The sequence below is a fragment of the Rhodovulum strictum genome (genome assembly GCF_009649175.1).
Taxonomy (GTDB): domain Bacteria; phylum Pseudomonadota; class Alphaproteobacteria; order Rhodobacterales; family Rhodobacteraceae; genus Rhodovulum; species Rhodovulum strictum.
Map to the genome: position 1 here is coordinate 100550 of NZ_WJPO01000001.1, position 16539 is coordinate 117088.

Annotated in this window: 17 protein-coding genes and 1 pseudogene; 7 read left to right on the forward strand and 11 right to left on the reverse strand. The window is 68.6% G+C overall.

From position 1 onward, the window contains the following. The first annotated feature begins 39 nt into the window (after nt 1–39). A complete protein-coding gene (locus GH815_RS00515) occupies nt 40–309 on the forward strand; it encodes a hypothetical protein (RefSeq protein WP_153746780.1) in 270 nt (89 codons plus the stop codon). A gap of 37 nt (nt 310–346) precedes the next feature. Here the strand turns inward: GH815_RS00515 and eno are convergent, their stop codons facing one another. From eno to GH815_RS00530, 3 genes are all read right to left on the reverse strand, one after another. Then, on the reverse strand, nt 347–1621 hold the full coding sequence (eno, locus tag GH815_RS00520) for a phosphopyruvate hydratase (RefSeq protein WP_153746781.1): 1275 nt from the start codon (nt 1619–1621) through the stop codon (nt 347–349). A gap of 45 nt (nt 1622–1666) precedes the next feature. Continuing rightward, nucleotides 1667–2542 carry a DMT family transporter gene (locus GH815_RS00525; protein WP_153746782.1) on the reverse strand — a complete coding sequence of 292 codons (876 nt, stop codon included), beginning with the start codon at nt 2540–2542 and terminating at the stop codon, nt 1667–1669. Between the two features lie 66 nt (nt 2543–2608). Beyond that, entirely contained in the window at nt 2609–3022 is a 414-nt protein-coding gene (locus GH815_RS00530) for a Fur family transcriptional regulator (protein ID WP_153746783.1), read from the reverse strand. A 158-nt stretch (nt 3023–3180) separates the two neighbouring features. Here GH815_RS00530 and GH815_RS00535 point away from each other — a divergent pair. Beyond that, nucleotides 3181–4090 (forward strand): annotated as a pseudogene (locus GH815_RS00535) (DMT family transporter). Here GH815_RS00535 and GH815_RS00540 read toward each other — a convergent pair. The 4 genes from GH815_RS00540 to mazG form a co-directional block, all read right to left on the reverse strand. After that, nucleotides 4069–5505: a protein adenylyltransferase SelO gene (locus tag GH815_RS00540; RefSeq protein WP_153746784.1), complete on the reverse strand. Its 1437-nt coding sequence runs from the start codon at nt 5503–5505 to the stop codon at nt 4069–4071. The pseudogene GH815_RS00535 and the gene GH815_RS00540 sit on opposite strands and share 22 nt — an antisense overlap. Before the next feature lie 61 nt (nt 5506–5566). Continuing rightward, nucleotides 5567–6505, reverse strand: coding sequence for a nucleoside hydrolase (locus tag GH815_RS00545; protein ID WP_153746785.1), 939 nt, complete (start codon nt 6503–6505; stop codon nt 5567–5569). A gap of 117 nt (nt 6506–6622) precedes the next feature. Beyond that, nucleotides 6623–7609, reverse strand: coding sequence for a Fe(3+) ABC transporter substrate-binding protein (locus GH815_RS00550; RefSeq protein ID WP_407072150.1), 987 nt, complete (start codon nt 7607–7609; stop codon nt 6623–6625). A 125-nt stretch (nt 7610–7734) separates the two neighbouring features. Further along, nucleotides 7735–8562 carry a nucleoside triphosphate pyrophosphohydrolase gene (gene mazG, locus GH815_RS00555; protein ID WP_153746787.1) on the reverse strand — a complete coding sequence of 276 codons (828 nt, stop codon included), beginning with the start codon at nt 8560–8562 and terminating at the stop codon, nt 7735–7737. A gap of 116 nt (nt 8563–8678) precedes the next feature. Between mazG and speB the strand changes: the two genes are divergently transcribed. The 5 genes from speB (at nt 8679) to GH815_RS00580 (ending at nt 12896) form a co-directional block, all read left to right on the forward strand. Next, nucleotides 8679–9659 (forward strand): agmatinase, encoded by a 981-nt coding sequence (speB, locus tag GH815_RS00560; RefSeq protein WP_153746788.1) that lies wholly within the window; start codon nt 8679–8681, stop codon nt 9657–9659. Next, entirely contained in the window at nt 9656–10126 is a 471-nt protein-coding gene (locus GH815_RS00565) for a DUF1499 domain-containing protein (protein ID WP_153746789.1), read from the forward strand. Before speB ends, GH815_RS00565 begins: the two co-directional genes overlap by 4 nt. A gap of 30 nt (nt 10127–10156) precedes the next feature. Next, the gene (gene prfA, locus GH815_RS00570; RefSeq protein WP_153746790.1) at nt 10157–11209 is read left to right on the forward strand and encodes a peptide chain release factor 1; all 1053 of its coding nucleotides are present in this window, start codon (nt 10157–10159) and stop codon (nt 11207–11209) included. Continuing rightward, nucleotides 11206–12042, forward strand: coding sequence for a peptide chain release factor N(5)-glutamine methyltransferase (gene prmC / locus GH815_RS00575; protein ID WP_153746791.1), 837 nt, complete (start codon nt 11206–11208; stop codon nt 12040–12042). Before prfA ends, prmC begins: the two co-directional genes overlap by 4 nt. A gap of 257 nt (nt 12043–12299) precedes the next feature. Continuing rightward, nucleotides 12300–12896, forward strand: a complete 597-nt coding sequence (locus GH815_RS00580; RefSeq protein ID WP_153746792.1) for a DUF4167 domain-containing protein — start codon at nt 12300–12302, stop codon at nt 12894–12896. Between the two features lie 37 nt (nt 12897–12933). Here GH815_RS00580 and rsmA read toward each other — a convergent pair whose 3' ends face one another. From rsmA to GH815_RS00600, 4 genes are read right to left on the reverse strand one after another with little or no spacing between them, the layout of a single operon-like run. Next, nucleotides 12934–13773 carry a 16S rRNA (adenine(1518)-N(6)/adenine(1519)-N(6))-dimethyltransferase RsmA gene (gene rsmA / locus GH815_RS00585; protein ID WP_153746793.1) on the reverse strand — a complete coding sequence of 280 codons (840 nt, stop codon included), beginning with the start codon at nt 13771–13773 and terminating at the stop codon, nt 12934–12936. A 4-nt stretch (nt 13774–13777) separates the two neighbouring features. Next, entirely contained in the window at nt 13778–14302 is a 525-nt protein-coding gene (locus tag GH815_RS00590) for an HXXEE domain-containing protein (protein ID WP_153746794.1), read from the reverse strand. 33 nt (nt 14303–14335) lie between these two features. Further along, nucleotides 14336–15310 carry a 4-hydroxythreonine-4-phosphate dehydrogenase PdxA gene (pdxA, locus tag GH815_RS00595; RefSeq protein WP_153746795.1) on the reverse strand — a complete coding sequence of 325 codons (975 nt, stop codon included), beginning with the start codon at nt 15308–15310 and terminating at the stop codon, nt 14336–14338. After that, nucleotides 15307–16527: a peptidylprolyl isomerase gene (locus GH815_RS00600; protein WP_153746796.1), complete on the reverse strand. Its 1221-nt coding sequence runs from the start codon at nt 16525–16527 to the stop codon at nt 15307–15309. Before GH815_RS00600 ends, pdxA begins: the two co-directional genes overlap by 4 nt. Nucleotides 16528–16539: the final 12 nt, after the last annotated feature.

Sequence of the window (16539 nt, forward strand, 5' to 3'; positions counted from 1 at the left end):
GGATCCGTGCGGGGCAGGACGGCGCGAAGGATGAAAAAGATGGATATGGATGCACGGCAACCGGACGGCACCGAAGACGCGGCACAGATCGCCGACGCGCCGCCCCCTCTCAGCGCCGAGGATATTGCCTCGCGCATCCTGGGCTTCACCCGCTTCTGCGCGGTGCAGGCGGGCGAGCGGCTGGAACAGGCCGCGCTCAGCCGCGGCTGGATCGACGAACAGGGCCGCCCGACGGCGGATGGCTGCGCCCTGATCGCCGCCCTGACCAGCCGCGATTGCGCCTACGGCGTCTACCGCCTGCCGGTCTGAGGGCGCGCGCCCGCCGGCACCAGCGGGCGCCAATGCCTCATTTCAGGATCGACCGGCCCGCATAGACCGCCGTTTCGCCCAGCATTTCCTCGATCCGGATCAACTGGTTGTATTTCGCCAGCCGGTCCGAGCGCGACAGCGAGCCGGTCTTGATCTGCCCGCAATTCGTCGCCACCGCCAGATCGGCGATGGTTGCATCCTCGGTCTCGCCCGAACGGTGCGACATGACATTGGTATAGCGCGCCCGATGCGCCATATCGACGGCCGCCAGCGTCTCGGTCAGGCTGCCGATCTGGTTCACCTTCACCAGCATCGAGTTCGCGACACCGGCCCTGATCCCCTCGGCCAGCCGCGCGGGGTTGGTCACGAACAGATCGTCGCCGACCAGTTGCACCTTGTCGCCCAGCGCCTGGGTCAGCAGTTTCCAGCCGTCCCAGTCATCCTCGGCGCAGCCATCCTCGATCGAGATGATCGGATAATCGGCGCAGAGCTTGGCCAGATAGTCCACATTCTCGGCCGCCGACAGCGACAGCCCTTCGCCCGCCATCTCATACCGGCCATCGCGGAAATACTCGGTCGAGGCGCAGTCAAGCGCGAGGTAGATATCCTCGCCCGCCTTGTAGCCCGCCTTGTCGATGCTTTTCAGGATGAAATCCAGCGCCTCGCGGGTGGAGTTCAGCGCGGGCGCAAAGCCGCCCTCGTCGCCGATGCCGGTATTGTGGCCCGCGGCCGACAGTTCCTTTTTCAGCGTGTGGAACACCTCGGATCCCATCCGCACCGCATCGCGGATATTGCCCGCGCTGACCGGCATGATCATGAATTCCTGGATGTCGATCGGGTTGTCGGCATGTTCGCCGCCATTGATGATGTTCATCATCGGCACCGGCAGCACCCGCGCCGAGGTGCCGCCGACATAGCGGTAAAGCGGCTGGCTGGTGTAATCCGCCGCCGCCTTGGCCGCGGCCAGCGACACGCCCAGGATCGCGTTCGCGCCCAGACGGCCCTTGTTGTCGGTCCCGTCCAGTTCGATCATCGTCTGGTCCAGGGCGACCTGCTCGGTCGCGTCCATGCCCACCAGCGCCTCGGCGATCTCGCCATTGACGGCGGCCACCGCCTCCAGCACGCCCTTGCCCAGATAGCGCGCCTTGTCGCCGTCGCGCCGTTCCACCGCCTCATGCGCGCCGGTCGAGGCGCCCGAGGGCACGGCGGCCCGGCCCATCGTGCCGTCTTCGAGGATCACATCCACCTCGACGGTGGGATTGCCCCGGCTGTCGAGAATCTCGCGGCCGATGATGTCGATGATGGTGCTCATGGGCGGGCGTCCTTCCCTTGCTGCGACTGCACACTCGCGCGTCTTCTAGCGCCGGGCGCGGGCCTTGGAAAGTGCGCGTTCCCGCCACAGCGTATAGAGCCCCGAGCCGATGATGATCGCCGCCCCGCACAGGGTCGCCGCATCGGGCCGCTCGCCGAAGACCACGACCCCGATCCCCAGCGCAAAGACAAGCCGCGTGTAGCGGAACGGCGTGACCACCGCGACCTCGCCCACCCGCATCGCCTCGACGATGGCGTAATAGCCCGCCACTCCCAGCACCAGCGCACCCGCCATCAGCCCCGCAAGCGGCGCGTCCAGCGCCACCGGCCCCCGCTCGACCGCCATCACCAACAGACCCAGCGGCACCAGCATCCCGAAGCCATAGGCCGACAATTGCAGCGAAGAGACGCTGCGCGGTGTTGCCCGCGTGGCCAGATCGCGCAGCGCCAGCCCGAACACCCCCAGCACCGCAAACAGCGAGGCGGGCTGGAACCCCTCAAGTCCCGGTCGGATGATCAGCAGAACCCCGCAAAGCCCGACCAGAATCGCGACCCAGCGCCGCCAGCCGACCTGCGCGCCCATGAACAGCGCAGCCCCCAGCGTCACCACCAGCGGCGTCGCCTGCAAGATCGCCGAAGCCGTCGAAAGCGGCGTCAGCGCAATGGCATAGACAAAGCCCAGCGTGCCCGAAACCTCGCCCAGATTGCGCAAAAGGACCGGCCGTGTCAGCAGCACGCGCGACCACAGCCGTTGCCCGCGCGCCAGCGCCATCACGCCGAAGATCACCGCACCGCCCGCGCCCAGCATCGCAAGGATCTGGCCCACCGGCAGCGTGGCGGCGGCACTTTTCACGAACATGTCTTCCAGCGCAAAGGCGGCCATCGCGGCCACCATCAGCGCGATGCCGCGCATGTTGTCCATCGGGGGGAATCCGGTCGGGGGTGTCCGCCCCGGCTTACCCCGCGCAGGGGCCAGAGGGAAGGGGGCTCAGCCCTTGCGGATCGGCACGCCGTAAAGCTCCAGCCGGTGGCCCTTGAGCCGATAGCCCAGCTTTTCCGCGATACGTTCCTGCAAGGCTTCGATCTCGGGGTCGCAGAACTCGATCACCGCGCCGGTGTTCAGGTCGATCAGATGATCGTGATGGTCGCGCTCGGCATCCTCGTAGCGCGCCCGCCCGTCGCCGAACTCCAGCCGCTCGATGATGCCCGATTCCTCGAACAGCTTGACCGTGCGATAGACCGTCGCCAGCGAGATCCGCGGATCGACATCGCTGGCGCGGGCATAAAGTTCCTCGACATCGGGATGGTCGTCGCTGGCCTCCAGCACTCGCGCCACCACCCGGCGCTGATCGGTCATGCGCAGGCCCCTGGCCTCGGCGCGGGTTTCGATGGTGTCGGTCATGGCACCTCGCTTCCCATGATGGCCGATTTTCTAGGCGATTGCGTCCTGTCCTGCCAGCCGGAAAACGCCGCCAGAACCCGGCCCTGCCGGTTTTCGCACAGCCCCTGTGGCTTGACCCCGCCCCCCGCGCGGCGGCAAGGGGGGTGCAGGAGGGCCTCATGGACCGCAAGACGCAGATCGACGCCTTCGGCGCAGTGGCGCTGATCGGCTTTTCCATGTTGCTGGCCTTCAACCAGGTCGTCATCAAGATGGTGAACGAGGGCTTGCAGCCGGTCTTCTGGGCGGGCCTGCGCTCGGCCGGTGCGGTGCTGATCCTCGGGCTCTGGATGACGCTTCGGGGGCGGCCGCCCCGGATCGCGCCCGGCACGCTCTGGGCGGGGCTTCTGATCGGGGTCGTGTTCTCGGTCGAATTCGTCTTCCTGTTCCTTGCGCTCGACCTGACCACCGTCACCCGGACCTCGGTGATCTTCTACTCGATGCCGGTCTGGCTGGCGCTGGCGGGGCATTTCCTGCTGCCCGGCGAACGCCTCACCCGGCGCAAGTCGCTGGGTCTGGCGCTGGCCTTTGCCGGTGTGTCCTGGGCGATCCTCGACCGGGGCGGGCCGGGCGGACAGGCCAGCCTGGCGGGCGATCTTTGCGCGCTGGGCGCGGCGCTGGGCTGGGCGTGCATCGCGCTTTGTGCCCCGCGCCACACCGCTCAACCGCGTCGCGCCCGAGATGCAGCTGTTCTGGCAGGTCGCGGTCTCGGCGCCGATCCTGCTGGCGCTGTCGCCCCTGTTCGGCCCGCTGCTGCGCGATCTGGCGCCGCTGCACCTCTGGGGCCTCGGTTTCCAGATCGTCGTCATCGTCAGCTTCGGCTTCGTTGCCTGGCTCTGGCTTCTGGCCCGCTATCCGGCGGCCAGCGTTGCCAGCTTCAGCTTCTTGACCCCTGTCTTCGGCGTCGGCCTTGGCTGGGCGCTTCTGGGCGAGCATGTCGGCGCCTCGGTGCTGGGCGCGCTGGTGCTGGTGGCCTGCGGCATCGTTCTTATCAACCGCCCCCCGCGCGCTCAGGTGCCGCAAAAGGTCTGACGCACTTCCTCCCCGGGCTCGGGCGGCGCGCGATAGGCGGCATGCTCCGGCTGGTCGTCAAAGGGCCGCGCCGTGACCCCGACCAGCCTTTTGAACGGTACGAAATCGCCCGCGACCGCGGCCGCGATCACCTGCTCGACCCGGTGATTGCGCGGGATATGGGCCGGGTTGGCCGCCCGCATCCGCGCAGCCGCCTCTGCCTCCGTCACCCCCTCGCGCCGCAACCGCGCGCGCCACTCCGCGGCCCAGTCGTTGAAACCGTCGTGGTTCTTCAGCCCGGCCCCCGCCTGACCCTCGGCCAGCACGCGGAATGTATTGGTGAAATCCGCCCGCTCCGTCGCCATCAGGTCCAGCAGCCGGTGGATCAGTTCGGCATCACCCGGTTCCGCCGCCGCAAGCCCGATCTTGGGCCGGAACACCGAAAGCCATCCCTCGCGGAACAGCGCCGGAAAGGCGCGGATCGCCTCGGTTGCCCGGGCAATGGCCGTTTCCTCGTCCGGGTCGATCAGCGGCACCAGCGCCGAGGCCAGTTGCGCCAGGTTCCACGCAGCGATATCGGCCTGTCGCGCATAGGCATAGCGGCCATAGGCGTCGATCGAACTGAACACCGTGTCCGGGTGATAGCCATCCATGAAGGCGCAGGGGCCGAAATCGATGGTCTCGCCCGAGATCGCGGTATTGTCGGTGTTCATCACCCCATGAATGAACCCGACCCCCATCCATTGCGCCACCAGCCGCGCCTGCGCCGCGATGACCGCCTGCAACAGCCCGAGTGGACCGTCCGCCTGCGGATAGTGGCGGTCGATGGCATGCCCGGCCAGCAGGCGCAACGCCTCGGTATCGCGGCGGGCGGCGAAGAACTGAAAGGTGCCGACGCGGATATGGCTTGCGGCCACCCTTGTCAGCACCGCGCCGGGCAGGATCGCCTCGCGGATCACCTCCTCGCCCGTCGTCACCGCGGCCAGCGCGCGCGTGGTCGGGATGCCCAGCGCGTGCATCGCCTCGGAGACGACATATTCCCGCAGCACCGGCCCCAGCCAGGCCCGCCCGTCGCCCATCCGCGAAAACGCCGTGCGCCCGGCCCCCTTGAGTTGCAGATCGAACCGCCGCCCGTCAGGCGCCACCACCTCGCCCAGCAGGATCGCGCGACCGTCGCCCAGTTGCGGCACGAAGCCGCCGAACTGATGGCCCGCATAGGCCTGCGCCAGCGGCTCGGCCCCCTCGGGCAGGCGGTTTCCGGCCAGCATCTCCACCCCCTCGGCGGCCAGCGCCCCGGCATCCAGCCCCAGCTCGGCCGCCAGCGGCGCGTTCAGCATCACCAGCCGGGGCGCGCGCACCGGGACAGGGGCCTGCCGCACAAAGAACCGCTCGGGCAGGCGGGCATAGGAATTGTCGAAGGGGATCGTCAGCGCCATGCGCTGAACATAGCGCAAGGCCGGGATTTTCCATGGGGGTCATCCGGCAAAGCGGCGCCGGTCACAGCCGCCCAAGGCGCTCGGTCAGCAGCACAAAGAACCCGTCCGCGTCCAGATCCCCCATGAACATCGCGTTCGGCGCCTTGCCGGTCACGCCCCACCAGTCGGCCACCGTCATGCCCGCGGTGAATCGCCCCTCGGTCTCGATCTCGACATTAATGTGCCGCCCCGTGAACAGCTCCGGCTTCAGCAAATAGGCCGTCACGCAGGGATCATGCAGCGGCGCCCCGTCCGAGCCGTATTTCGCCTTGTCGAACCGCTCGAAGAAATCGGTCATCTCGGCCACCGCGACTCCCACCCGCGTGCCAAGCCCCCGGAACGCCGCGTTGCGCGCGGGCGTCACCAGCGCCTTATGCGTCACATCGAGCGGCATCACCGTCAGCGGAACGCCGGAACCGAACACGATTTCAGCAGCTTCCGGATCGACATGGATGTTGAACTCGGCCGCAGGGGTGATGTTGCCCACCTCGAAATAGGCCCCGCCCATCAGCACGATCTGGGCAATCCGCGGCACGATCTCGGGCGCGGCCATCATCGCGGTCGCGATATTCGTCAGCGGCCCCAGCGGGCAGAGCGTCACGCTGCCCGCCGGCTCGCGCCGCAGCGTCCGGATGAGGAACTCGACCGCATGGGTGTCCTGCAAGGGCATCGTCGGGTCGGGCAGCACCGGCCCGTCCAGCCCGGTCTTGCCATGCACATGTTCGGCCGTGACCAGCGCGCGTTTCAGCGGCCGCTCGCAGCCCGAAAAGACCGGCACATCCGCTCGCCCCGCCAGTTCGCAGACGATGCGCGCATTCTTCTGGGTCAGCGCCAGCGGCACATTGCCCGCGACCGCGGTGATCCCCAGCACCTCGATCTCGTCGGGGCTGGCCAGCGCCAGCAGGATCGCCACGGCGTCATCCTGGCCGGGATCGGTGTCGATGATGATCTTGCGGGGCATCGCGGTCTCCGGGGAAATCCGCGGCAGAGACTGGCGCGGGCGCCAGAAGAAGTAAAGCGCCCGCGCCGGTGCCGCAGCCCCGCCCCGCAGAGGGACCGCGGCGGACGGCCATGAGGGTCAGCCGTCGAAATCGACTTCTTCCATCAGACGCAGCGCCACGGGCCGAAGCTTGGCCAGATCCATCAGGTTGGCATCGTCGGGGGTGAATTCGCCCCAGCTTGCCACCAGAGCCGACGGCTGCGCGCCGGGCGCGACGGGGTATTCGTTGTTCACCTCGGCATAGATTTCCTGCGCCTTGGGCGAGGCGAGGAATTCCATGAATTTCAACGCTTCCTCGCGGTTCGGCGCGGCCTTGGTCATCGCCACGCCCGAGACGTTCACATGGGTGCCGCCATTCTCGAAGACCGGGAACAGCACATTGACCGAGTCCGCCCAAGCCTGCTGTTCGGGATCGGCGACCATCTGGCCCATGTAATAGGTGTTGCCCAGCGAGATGTCGCATTGCCCGGCCCAGATCGCCTTGACCTGCGCGCGGTCATTGCCTTCGGGCTTGTGGGCAAGGTTGGCCTTGACGCCAGCGACCCAGGTCTTCGCGGCTTCCTCGCCATGGTGATGGATCACCGCCGACAAAAGGGCGAGGTTGTAGTCATGCGTGCCCGACCGGGTGCAGATCCGGCCCTTCCATTTCGGATCGGCCAGATCCTCGTAGGTGGTCGCCTCGGACGGATCCACGCGGTCCTTCGAGGCATAGACGATCCGCGCCCGCGTCGTCACGCCGAACCAATGGTTTTCAGGGTCGCGGAACGCTTCGGGGATGTTGGCGGACAACGCCTCGCTCTCGACGGCCTGGGTCACGCCGCCCGCGACCGCCTCGGACAGCCGCGCGATGTCGACGGTCAGGATGATGTCGGCCGGGCTGCGCGCGCCCTCGGCCTGAAGCCGTTCGACCAGCCCCTTGTCCAGAAAGGCCACATTGGTCGCGATCCCGGTCTCGGCGGTAAAGGCGTCCAGCAGCGGCTGGATCAGTTCGGGCTGGCGGTAGGAATAGATGTTGACATCGGCCTGAACGGCCGGGGCCAGCGTGGCGGCGGCGACGCTGGCCATCAGGGCGGTGCGGAAAGTCATGGTATCTCCTGTCCTTTGGCGGATCCCGTGCCCCCGTTAAATCCGACAAAAAATGTCAGGTCAATACATGATCGTTTCTGTCGGAAAATTGGTCCGCCCGCCGCTCAGGGCGCCCGCTCGGCGGCCTTCGCCGCCTCCCACAGCGCATCCATCTCGGCCAGATCCGAGTCCTCGGGCCGCTTGCCCTGTGCCCGAAGGGCGGCCTCCACGGCATTGAAACGGCGGGTGAATTTCGCGTTCGTTGCGCGCAGCGCCTCCTCGGGGTCAAGGTTCAGGTGACGCGCCAGATTGGCGATGGCGAACAGCATGTCGCCGAATTCCTCGACCACCTCGGCCTCGGTCATGCTCGCGCGCGCCTCGGCCAGTTCATGGGCTTCCTCGGCGATCTTGTCGACGACCTGGCCGATCTCGGGCCAGTCGAATCCCACCCGCGCCGCGCGCTTCTGCAACTTGACCGCGCGGGTCAGCGCAGGCAGCGCCAGCGCCACATCGTCCAGCACCCCATGCGCGGCCTTGCCCGCCCGCTCGGCCGCCTTGATCGCCTCCCAGTCGCTTGTCTGTTGGTCCGCACTCTTGTCGCGGCTCTCGTTGCCGAAGACATGCGGATGGCGCGCCACCATCTTGTCGGCAATCGCATTCGCGACCGAGTCGAAATCGAACAGGCCCCGTTCGGCCCCCATCTGCGTGTGATAGACGGTCTGCAACAGCAGATCGCCCAACTCGCCCTCCAACTCGCCCCAGGCTTCGCGCGCGATGGCATCCGCCACCTCATAGGCTTCCTCGATCGTATAGGGCGCGATGGACGCGAAATCCTGCTCGATATCCCAGGGGCAGCCGGTCGCGGGGTCGCGCAGCCGTCGCATGATCTCGATCAGCCGGGGCATGCCGCCCCTTGGGTCGTGAACCAGGGCATCGGATTCGTCGGGGCGCATCGGCAATCTCCGGCTGGGGGCGTGCGGGGGGAGTTGGGCAAATGCGCGCGCGGATGTAAAGGCAGGGCTGGCAAGCGGCGCGCGGGGCGGTATCGTGGCGCCCGAACGGAGGCGGCATGGTACTCGAAGACGCGAAACGGCAGGTGGACACCGCGATCACCCGGCAGGGGCACCGGGGGCTGTCCTATGAAAACGCCTTCGGCGGCGTGACCTCGTTCCTGCGGCGCACGCTGACCAAGGATCTGGCGGGCGTCGATCTGGCGGTGACCGGCATCCCCTTCGATCAGGCGGTGACCAACCGCCCCGGCACCCGGCTGGGGCCAAGGGCGATCCGCGAGGCCAGCGTGCTTCAGGCCTGCGACGCGCCCTATGGCTGGGGCTTCAACCCGCTGGAGGATTTCGACATCGTCGATTACGGCGATCTGGCCTTCGACTATGCCACCGTGTCCGACTTCCCCGCGGTGCTTCAGGCCCATGTCGCGGGTATCCTCGATGCCGGTGCAGCCTGCATTGCGCTGGGCGGCGATCATTCGATTTCCCTGCCGATCCTGCGCGCCCATGCCGCGCGCCACGGGCCCCTGGCGCTGGTCCAGTTCGACGCCCATTCCGACACATGGGAGGATGGTGGCCCGAACCGGATCGACCATGGCACCATGTTCCGCAAGGCGGTGCGCGAGGGGCTGATCGACCCCGCGCGATCCGTGCAGATCGGCATCCGCACCGACAATCCCGACCCGATGGGCATCACGGTTCTGGATGCCCCCTTCGTCCATGAAAACGGCCCCGCCGCCACCGTCGCCCGCATCCGTCAGGTGGTGGGCGAGGCGCCCGCCTATCTCAGCTTCGATATCGACGCGCTGGACCCGGCCTTTGCGCCCGGCACCGGCACGCCGGTCTGGGGCGGGCTGACCAGCGCGCAGGCGGCGGCGATGCTGCGGGGGCTGAGGGGCCTGAACATGGTCGGCGGCGATGTGGTCGAGGTCTCGCCGCCCTTCGACCCCTCGGGCATCACGGCCGTCGCAGGGGCGCATGTGGCGGTCGAACTGATCTGCCTCTGGGCCTGGAAAAAACGCGAAGAAAGGGGTGCAGGCAAATGAAAATACTCATGTATCTCGTGATCCTCCTGCTGCTGGCCTCGGCCGCGGGGGCGGTCTATTTCCGCAAGGTGGCCGATGATCCGGCGCTCTGGCATGTCGACCCGCTGACCGCCGAAAAGCCCGGCACGCCCAACGCGATCCTCGTCCGTCCCGAGGGCGGCGACCGCACCGCACCCGCCTATGCCGTCAGCCCTGAGGATTTGGCCCGCGCCATCGAGGCCGTCGCGCTGTCCGAGCCGAACACCAGCCGCATCGCGGGCAGCCCCGAAGAACTGTGGATGACCTATGTCCAGCGCTCGCGGATCATGGGATTTCCCGACTACATCTCGATCAAGGCCCTGCCGAAAGACGATGGCGCGACCTGGGCCGCGTTCTCGCGCTCGCGCTTCGGGCAGTCCGATCTGGGCGTGAACGCCGCGCGGCTCGCACGCTGGCAAGAGCAGTTACGCGCCCGGCTCGGGCCTTGACCGCGGCGCGTCGCTGGGCGACAGAGCGGCATGGTTTCCCTCGACAAACTCGACCAGATCACCCGCCGCTTCGAATTCCTCGAAGCCCGGCTTGCCGAAGGCGCAGGCGGCGATTTCGCGCAGGTGGGCCGCGAATATGCCGATCTCAAGCCGGTGGCCGAGCAGATCGCCGCCTATCGCCATCTGCTGGACGAAATCGCCCAAGCCGAGGCGATGCTGGCCGACCCCGAGATGCGCGCGCTGGCCGAGGACGAACTGCCGACGCTGCGCGCCCGCCTGCCCGAGCTGGAACAGGCCCTGCGCGTCGCGCTTCTGCCGCGCGACGCCGCCGACGCCCGCCCCGCCATCGTCGAGATCCGCCCCGGAACGGGGGGCGAGGAAGCGGCGCTGTTCGCCGGCGATCTTCTGCGGATGTACCAGCGCTATGCCGAGGCGCGGGGCTGGAAATTCACGATCCTCGAAGAATCCCAGACCGAACTGGGCGGCATCCGCGAGGTCGTGGCGAATGTGCAGGGCGAGGGGGTCTTTGCCCGGCTGAAATACGAATCGGGCGTGCATCGCGTCCAGCGCGTGCCCGAAACGGAATCGGGTGGGCGCATCCACACCTCGGCCGCCACCGTCGCCGTCCTGCCCGAGGCCGAGGAGGTCGATATCGACATTCCCGCCACCGATATCCGCATCGACACGATGCGCGCCTCGGGGGCAGGGGGGCAGCATGTCAACACCACCGATTCCGCCGTGCGGATCACCCACCTGCCGACCGGCATCGTGGTGACGAGTTCCGAGAAATCCCAGCACCAGAACCGCGCCATCGCCATGGCGGTGCTGCGCGCGCGGCTTTACGACATGGAACGCCAGAAGGCCGCCGCCGACCGCGCCGCAACGCGCAAGTCGCAGGTCGGTTCGGGCGACCGCTCCGAACGCATCCGCACCTACAATTTCCCGCAGGGCCGGATGACCGATCACCGGATCAACCTGACGCTCTACCGGCTGGACCAGGTGATGCAGGGCGATCTGGACGAGGTGATCGACGCGCTGATCGCCGACGATCAGGCCAGCCTGCTGGCCGAGATGGAAGGATGACCGCCGGGCAGGCGCTGGCCGAGGCCGTCCGGGCCCTGACCGAGGCCGGCATCCCCGACGCCCCCCGCGATGCCCGCCGCCTGCTGGCCCATGCCCTCGGGATCGCGCCCGGTCGGCTGACGCTGGTCCTGCCCGACCCCCTCCCGCCCGAGGCCGCTGCCCGGTTCCGGACCGCCATCGCCCGTCGCGCCGCCCGCGAACCCGTCTCGCATATCACCGGCAGCCGCGCTTTCTATGGCCGCGAATTCCGCGTCTGCCCCGACGTGCTCGACCCCCGCCCCGAAACCGAGACGCTGATCGAGGCCGCCCTGGCCGCGCCTTTTTCGCGCGTGCTAGACCTTGGCACCGGGTCGGGCTGCATCCTCTTGACCCTGCTGGCCGAACGCCCCGATTCCAAAGGTATCGGCACAGACATTTCCGAACCCGCCCTTGCCGTCGCGCGCGACAACGCCCGGGCGCTGGGCATCGCGCGCGCCGAATTCGTGCAGGCCGACTGGTTCGGGGGCCTTTCCGGGCGCTTCGACCTGATCGTGTCGAACCCGCCCTATATCGCGGCGGCGGAAATGCCCGGCCTCGCCCCGGAACTGGCGCATGAACCCCGCAAGGCCCTGACCGACGATGGTGACGGGCTTTCGGCCTATCGGGCCATTTCCCGTGGCGCTTTGGCGCATCTGGACCCGGGCGGGCGCCTGATCGTCGAGATCGGCCCGACCCAGGGGGCGGCGGTTGCATCCTTGCTGCAAGGGGCGGGGCTTGAAATCGTTGCGATCCATGCCGATCTGGACAGACGTGACCGTGCGGTCGAGGCCCGCGCCGCGGCACCGGGGGCGTGACGAAAACCACGTTGCGCGCCGCGCGCACCCCTCGCCAAAACGCCGCATTTGGTGTAAATTCCCCTTGTCAGCGCGCTTGCGGCATGCTTACTCAGGCCGCGCAGGCTCGGGACGGGACGCGGGACGAACCCGATCGGCGCTCCCGCGCAGCACAAGCCAGACACAGGTCGGCAGACAGGACACGGACGAGGCTTCGGCGCCCGCGCGGCGCAGGGCCTGCCGGATTCGCCAATACAAGGCTGGAAACCAGAAATCGCATGAGACCATCCAAGTCACGTTCGCGCTCCAAGTCGAACCGTCAGCGCTCGATGGGCAATATTGTCAACCGGGTCTTCGACAGTTCGGGCCCCGAGGGCAAGGTCCGCGGCACGCCGCAGCAGATCATCGAGAAATACAATCAGCTTGCCCGCGACGCCCAGCTTGGCAATGACCGCGTGGCGGCCGAGAATTTCCAGCAGCACGCCGAGCATTACACACGGCTTCTGGGCGAGGCGATGCGCGAGCAGGACGCCCGCCGCGAACAGCACGAGGCCCAGCAGGGCCGCGACCGGGGCCGCGAGGATCGTACCGACGATCGGCCCGAGGGCGAGCATCAGCCCCGGCGCGACATGATGGCCGACGAGCCCGCCTATCACCAGGTCAATGGCGCGGCCGAAGTCATCGAGCTTGACGATACCGATGAGGGCGAAAGCACCCTCGTCGACACCCCCGAGGAACGCCCCGTCGAAACCGCCGAGGATCGTCCGGTGGCCGAGCGGCCCGCCGAAAAACCGCGCCGCCCGCGCAAGCCCAGGGCACCCAAACCGCGCGAGGATGGCGAAAGCCCGGCACAGCAGGCCCCGGCGGCCGAATAGGCCGCCCCAGCCCCTCCAGTCGGCCGAACGCTGCCTTCTAGCCCCCCAGCGCCCGGGCGAGGGTGCAGAACCCTTCGATTGACACCTGTTCGGCCCGCTCGGTCGGCGCGATGCCCACGGCGTTCAACCGGTCCTCGATATCCGGCGCCAGCCCCTTCAGGCTTGCCCGCAGCATCTTGCGCCGCTGGTTGAAGGCCGCCGCCACCACCCGTTCCAGCACGGCCGGATCGGCCGGAAAGCGCGGCGCGGGCAGGGCGGTCAGATGCACCACGGCCGAGGCCACCTTGGGCGCGGGCGTGAACGCCTCGGGCGGCAGGCGCATCACGATCCGCGCCTCGCAGCGCCACTGCGCCAGGATCGCCAGCCGACCGTAAGCCTTGGACCCCGGATCGGCCACGATCCGTTCCGCCACCTCGCGCTGGAACATCAGCGTCAGGCTTTGCCAGAAGGGCGGCCAGACGGGCGGGGTCAGCCAGCGCACCAGGAGTTCGGTGCCCACGTTATAGGGCAGGTTTGCCACCACCTTGATCGGTGGCGTCAGCCGCGCCAGCGGGTCGATTTCCAGCGCATCGGCATTGACGACATCCAGCCGCCCGGGATGCGCTGCCGCGATCTCGGCCAGCGCGGGCAGGCAGCGGGCATCCTTCTCGACCGCCAGCACCCGCCGCGCGCCGCTTGCCAGCAACCCGCGGGTCAGCCCGCCGGGGCCGGGGCCGATTTCCAGCACATCCGCCCCCGACAGATCGCCCGCCGCCCGCGCGATCTTGGCGGTCAGGTTCAGATCGAGCAGGAAATTCTGCCCCAGCGCCTTCTTCGCCGAAAGCCCATGCGTCGCGATCACCTCGCGCAGTGGCGGCAGGCCGTCAATCGTGCTCATCCGCTCACCCCTGCGCCAGCATCCGTTCCGCCAGCCGCAGCGCCGCCCCCCAAGCCAGCGGCATGGCGACGATGCCGATGCCCGTGGCAATCGCCGCGCCCCGCGCCGACAGACGCCGCTCTGCGACCAGCCCCGTCAGCACCCACAGCGCGACCGGCCCCAGCAGCGCCACGCCCGTCACCACGCCGGGCATCACCCCCAGCGTGGCCACCGACATCAGCACATGGCCCGCCGCGCTCATCACCAGCGTCCCGGCCAGGATCGCCAGCGCCCAGGCATGCACCACGGCAAAGCGGCGCTGCTGGCCGACAATCACGACAGCCGCCGCAACCAGCGTCATCAGAACGGCCGCCACCGCATATTGCGCCGGACCCGGCCAGACGAAATCCGGCCGCTGCGCGGTCAGCCAGCCCGGCAGATACAGCACCTGTTCCGCGTTCTGGATCAGGACGGCCACGAACAGCAGGCTCGCCCGGGCGTGCAGGCCGATGCGTCTGGCGGCAAGTTCCGTCCATGCGATGCGTTTCACGGCCGCGACACCTCTGCACTCGTCTGAACCCGGTCACGACGCGCGTGCCCGCGCCATCCGCTGCGCCATCTCCAGCGCCGCGATCAGGCTGGAGGGATCGGCCCGGCCCTGGCCCGCGATGTCAAAGGCGGTGCCATGATCGGGCGAGGTCCGGATGAAGGGCAGGCCCAGCGTCACATTCACCCCGCCCGCGAAATCCAGCGTCTTGATCGGGATCAGCGCCTGATCGTGATACATGCAGATCGCCGCATCATAGCCCGCCCGCGCGCCCGCATGGAACATCGTGTCGGCGGGCAGCGGGCCGGTCAGCGCGAAGCCCTCGGCGCGCAACAGATCCAGCACCGGGGCGATCAGGTCGATTTCCGCGCGCCCCATCGTGCCACCCTCGCCGGCATGGGGATTCAGCCCGGCAACCGCAAGCCGCGGCGCGTCGATGCCGAAATCGCGGATCAGCGCGGCATGGGTGATGCGGATCGTCTGTTCCAGAAGGGCCGCATCCAGCGCCGCGGGCACCGCCGACAGCGGAATGTGGATCGTCACCGGCACGACGCGCAAGCTGTCGCAGGCCAGCATCATCACCACCCGGTCGACCCCCGCCAGATGGGCCAGGTATTCGGTATGGCCGGGATGGGCAAACCCCGCGCCTTCCTTCAGCGCCTGCTTGCTGATCGGCGCGGTGCACAGCGCGGCGGCATGGCCCGACTGCACCAGCGAAACGCCCCGTGCGATGGCCTCGATCACGCAGGCCGCATTCTCGGCCGCGGGGCGGCCGGGCGTGGCCGGGGCGGGGAAGGGCAGCCGCAGCACCGGAAGCGCCCGGGCCGAGACATGCAGCGCATCCTCGGGGGCGTGGATCTCGGCATGCGGCGTGCCCTCGGGCAGATGCGCGGGATCGCCGATCCAGAAAAAGGGCAACCGCGCCCCAAGCGTGCGCCACGCCTTGGCGGCGATCTCGGGGCCGATGCCCGCGGGCTCGCCGCAGCTCAGCGCGATGGGGCGGTCGGTCATGGTTCGCGGATGATCGCGTCGGCCTTCAGCTCGGCAAGATAGCTTTCAGCGTACCCGCCCAGCCGCTGGTTGACAAGCTGACGGCGCACCGCCTCGCGGTCGACCTCGCCATCGCCCAGATCGGGCGTGCGCGCGCAGAGCATCAGCACCACCGCCATTTGCGGCGTCGAAAGGCCATAGGACACCTCGCCCTCGTCAAGCCGCGCCAGTTCCAGCGCCACGTTCTGCGGGACCTGCGCCACTGGCAGCACCTCGCGCAGCAGCCTTTCCTCGGGCAGGCCCTTGGCGACACCGTAAAGATCGTCGCAGGTATCCACCCGGGCGCTCACGCGCATCGCATCGGCCAGCGAGCCGCCCGGGATCAGGAAGCGCGCATATTCCACCGATACCGCCTCGGGCGTGGCGGCGCCGCCTTCGCGCAGCGCGCGCAACTGGAACAGCGCGATGGCGTTTTCAAGCTCGATCGGTTCCGACACCTCGCCCGGCCGTAGTGTCAGCACCTGACCGGCCAGCGCAGGCGGCAGGCTTGTCAGCGGCAGCCAGCCCATCCGCCCGCCTTCGGCGCGCGAACGCGAGACGGAATGTTGCCGCGCGGCGGCGGCGAAAGTGCTTTCGTCCCGGATCGAGCCGCGCAGTTCGCGGACCAGCCGCTCGGCCTCGGCGCGGAATTCCGGCGTGTCGGCGCGCAGCACGATTTCCGAAAGCAGCACCTGCGCACCGGCCGCCGCCGCGCGCGGCGAGGTGATCGCCAGCGCCCGGTCGATCTCGGCCTCGGTGATCTGGGCGCGCGGTCCGAAACGGGCGCGCACCACCTCGCGCCAGGCCAGCCCCGCCTCGACGAAATCGCGGAAGGTCTCGGCCTCGACCCCGCCCTGTCCGATGGCGGCCACGAATTGCTCGGTCGTCAGGTTGGCGCGCGAGGCAAACTCCGCCATGCCTTCCTGGATCTGCTCGGGCGTCATCGCGATGCCAAGCCTCCTGGCCTCGGCCATGCGCAGCCGGTCGTCGATCAACCCGTCCATCGCGACCTTCTCGATCTGGGGCGGGTTGCCCAGAAGCCGCAGGAAGCGGATGCGCTGCTCGACCTCGAAATTGGTGATCGCCCGGTCATTGACGATCATCCGGGGCGCGAAGGGGCTGCCCTGCTGCGCGGCGGCCATTCCGGCGCCCATAAGCGCCAAGGCAGCCGCAACCGCCAGGCCCATCCGTCGGATCATCCCGTTCCTCCG

What these genes read in the sequence shown, in the direction of transcription:
- GH815_RS00515 (WP_153746780.1), top strand. Translation starts at nt 40, where the DNA reads ATGGATATGGATGCACGGCAACCGGACGGCACCGAAGACGCGGCACAG.
- eno (WP_153746781.1), bottom strand. Translation starts at nt 1,621, where the DNA reads ATGAGCACCATCATCGACATCATCGGCCGCGAGATTCTCGACAGCCGG.
- GH815_RS00525 (WP_153746782.1), bottom strand. Translation starts at nt 2,542, where the DNA reads ATGGACAACATGCGCGGCATCGCGCTGATGGTGGCCGCGATGGCCGCC.
- GH815_RS00530 (WP_153746783.1), bottom strand. Translation starts at nt 3,022, where the DNA reads ATGACCGACACCATCGAAACCCGCGCCGAGGCCAGGGGCCTGCGCATG.
- GH815_RS00540 (WP_153746784.1), bottom strand. Translation starts at nt 5,505, where the DNA reads ATGGCGCTGACGATCCCCTTCGACAATTCCTATGCCCGCCTGCCCGAG.
- GH815_RS00545 (WP_153746785.1), bottom strand. Translation starts at nt 6,505, where the DNA reads ATGCCCCGCAAGATCATCATCGACACCGATCCCGGCCAGGATGACGCC.
- GH815_RS00550 (WP_407072150.1), bottom strand. Translation starts at nt 7,609, where the DNA reads ATGGCCAGCGTCGCCGCCGCCACGCTGGCCCCGGCCGTTCAGGCCGAT.
- mazG (WP_153746787.1), bottom strand. Translation starts at nt 8,562, where the DNA reads ATGCGCCCCGACGAATCCGATGCCCTGGTTCACGACCCAAGGGGCGGC.
- speB (WP_153746788.1), top strand. Translation starts at nt 8,679, where the DNA reads ATGGTACTCGAAGACGCGAAACGGCAGGTGGACACCGCGATCACCCGG.
- GH815_RS00565 (WP_153746789.1), top strand. Translation starts at nt 9,656, where the DNA reads ATGAAAATACTCATGTATCTCGTGATCCTCCTGCTGCTGGCCTCGGCC.
- prfA (WP_153746790.1), top strand. Translation starts at nt 10,157, where the DNA reads ATGGTTTCCCTCGACAAACTCGACCAGATCACCCGCCGCTTCGAATTC.
- prmC (WP_153746791.1), top strand. Translation starts at nt 11,206, where the DNA reads ATGACCGCCGGGCAGGCGCTGGCCGAGGCCGTCCGGGCCCTGACCGAG.
- GH815_RS00580 (WP_153746792.1), top strand. Translation starts at nt 12,300, where the DNA reads ATGAGACCATCCAAGTCACGTTCGCGCTCCAAGTCGAACCGTCAGCGC.
- rsmA (WP_153746793.1), bottom strand. Translation starts at nt 13,773, where the DNA reads ATGAGCACGATTGACGGCCTGCCGCCACTGCGCGAGGTGATCGCGACG.
- pdxA (WP_153746795.1), bottom strand. Translation starts at nt 15,310, where the DNA reads ATGACCGACCGCCCCATCGCGCTGAGCTGCGGCGAGCCCGCGGGCATC.
- GH815_RS00600 (WP_153746796.1), bottom strand. Translation starts at nt 16,527, where the DNA reads ATGATCCGACGGATGGGCCTGGCGGTTGCGGCTGCCTTGGCGCTTATG.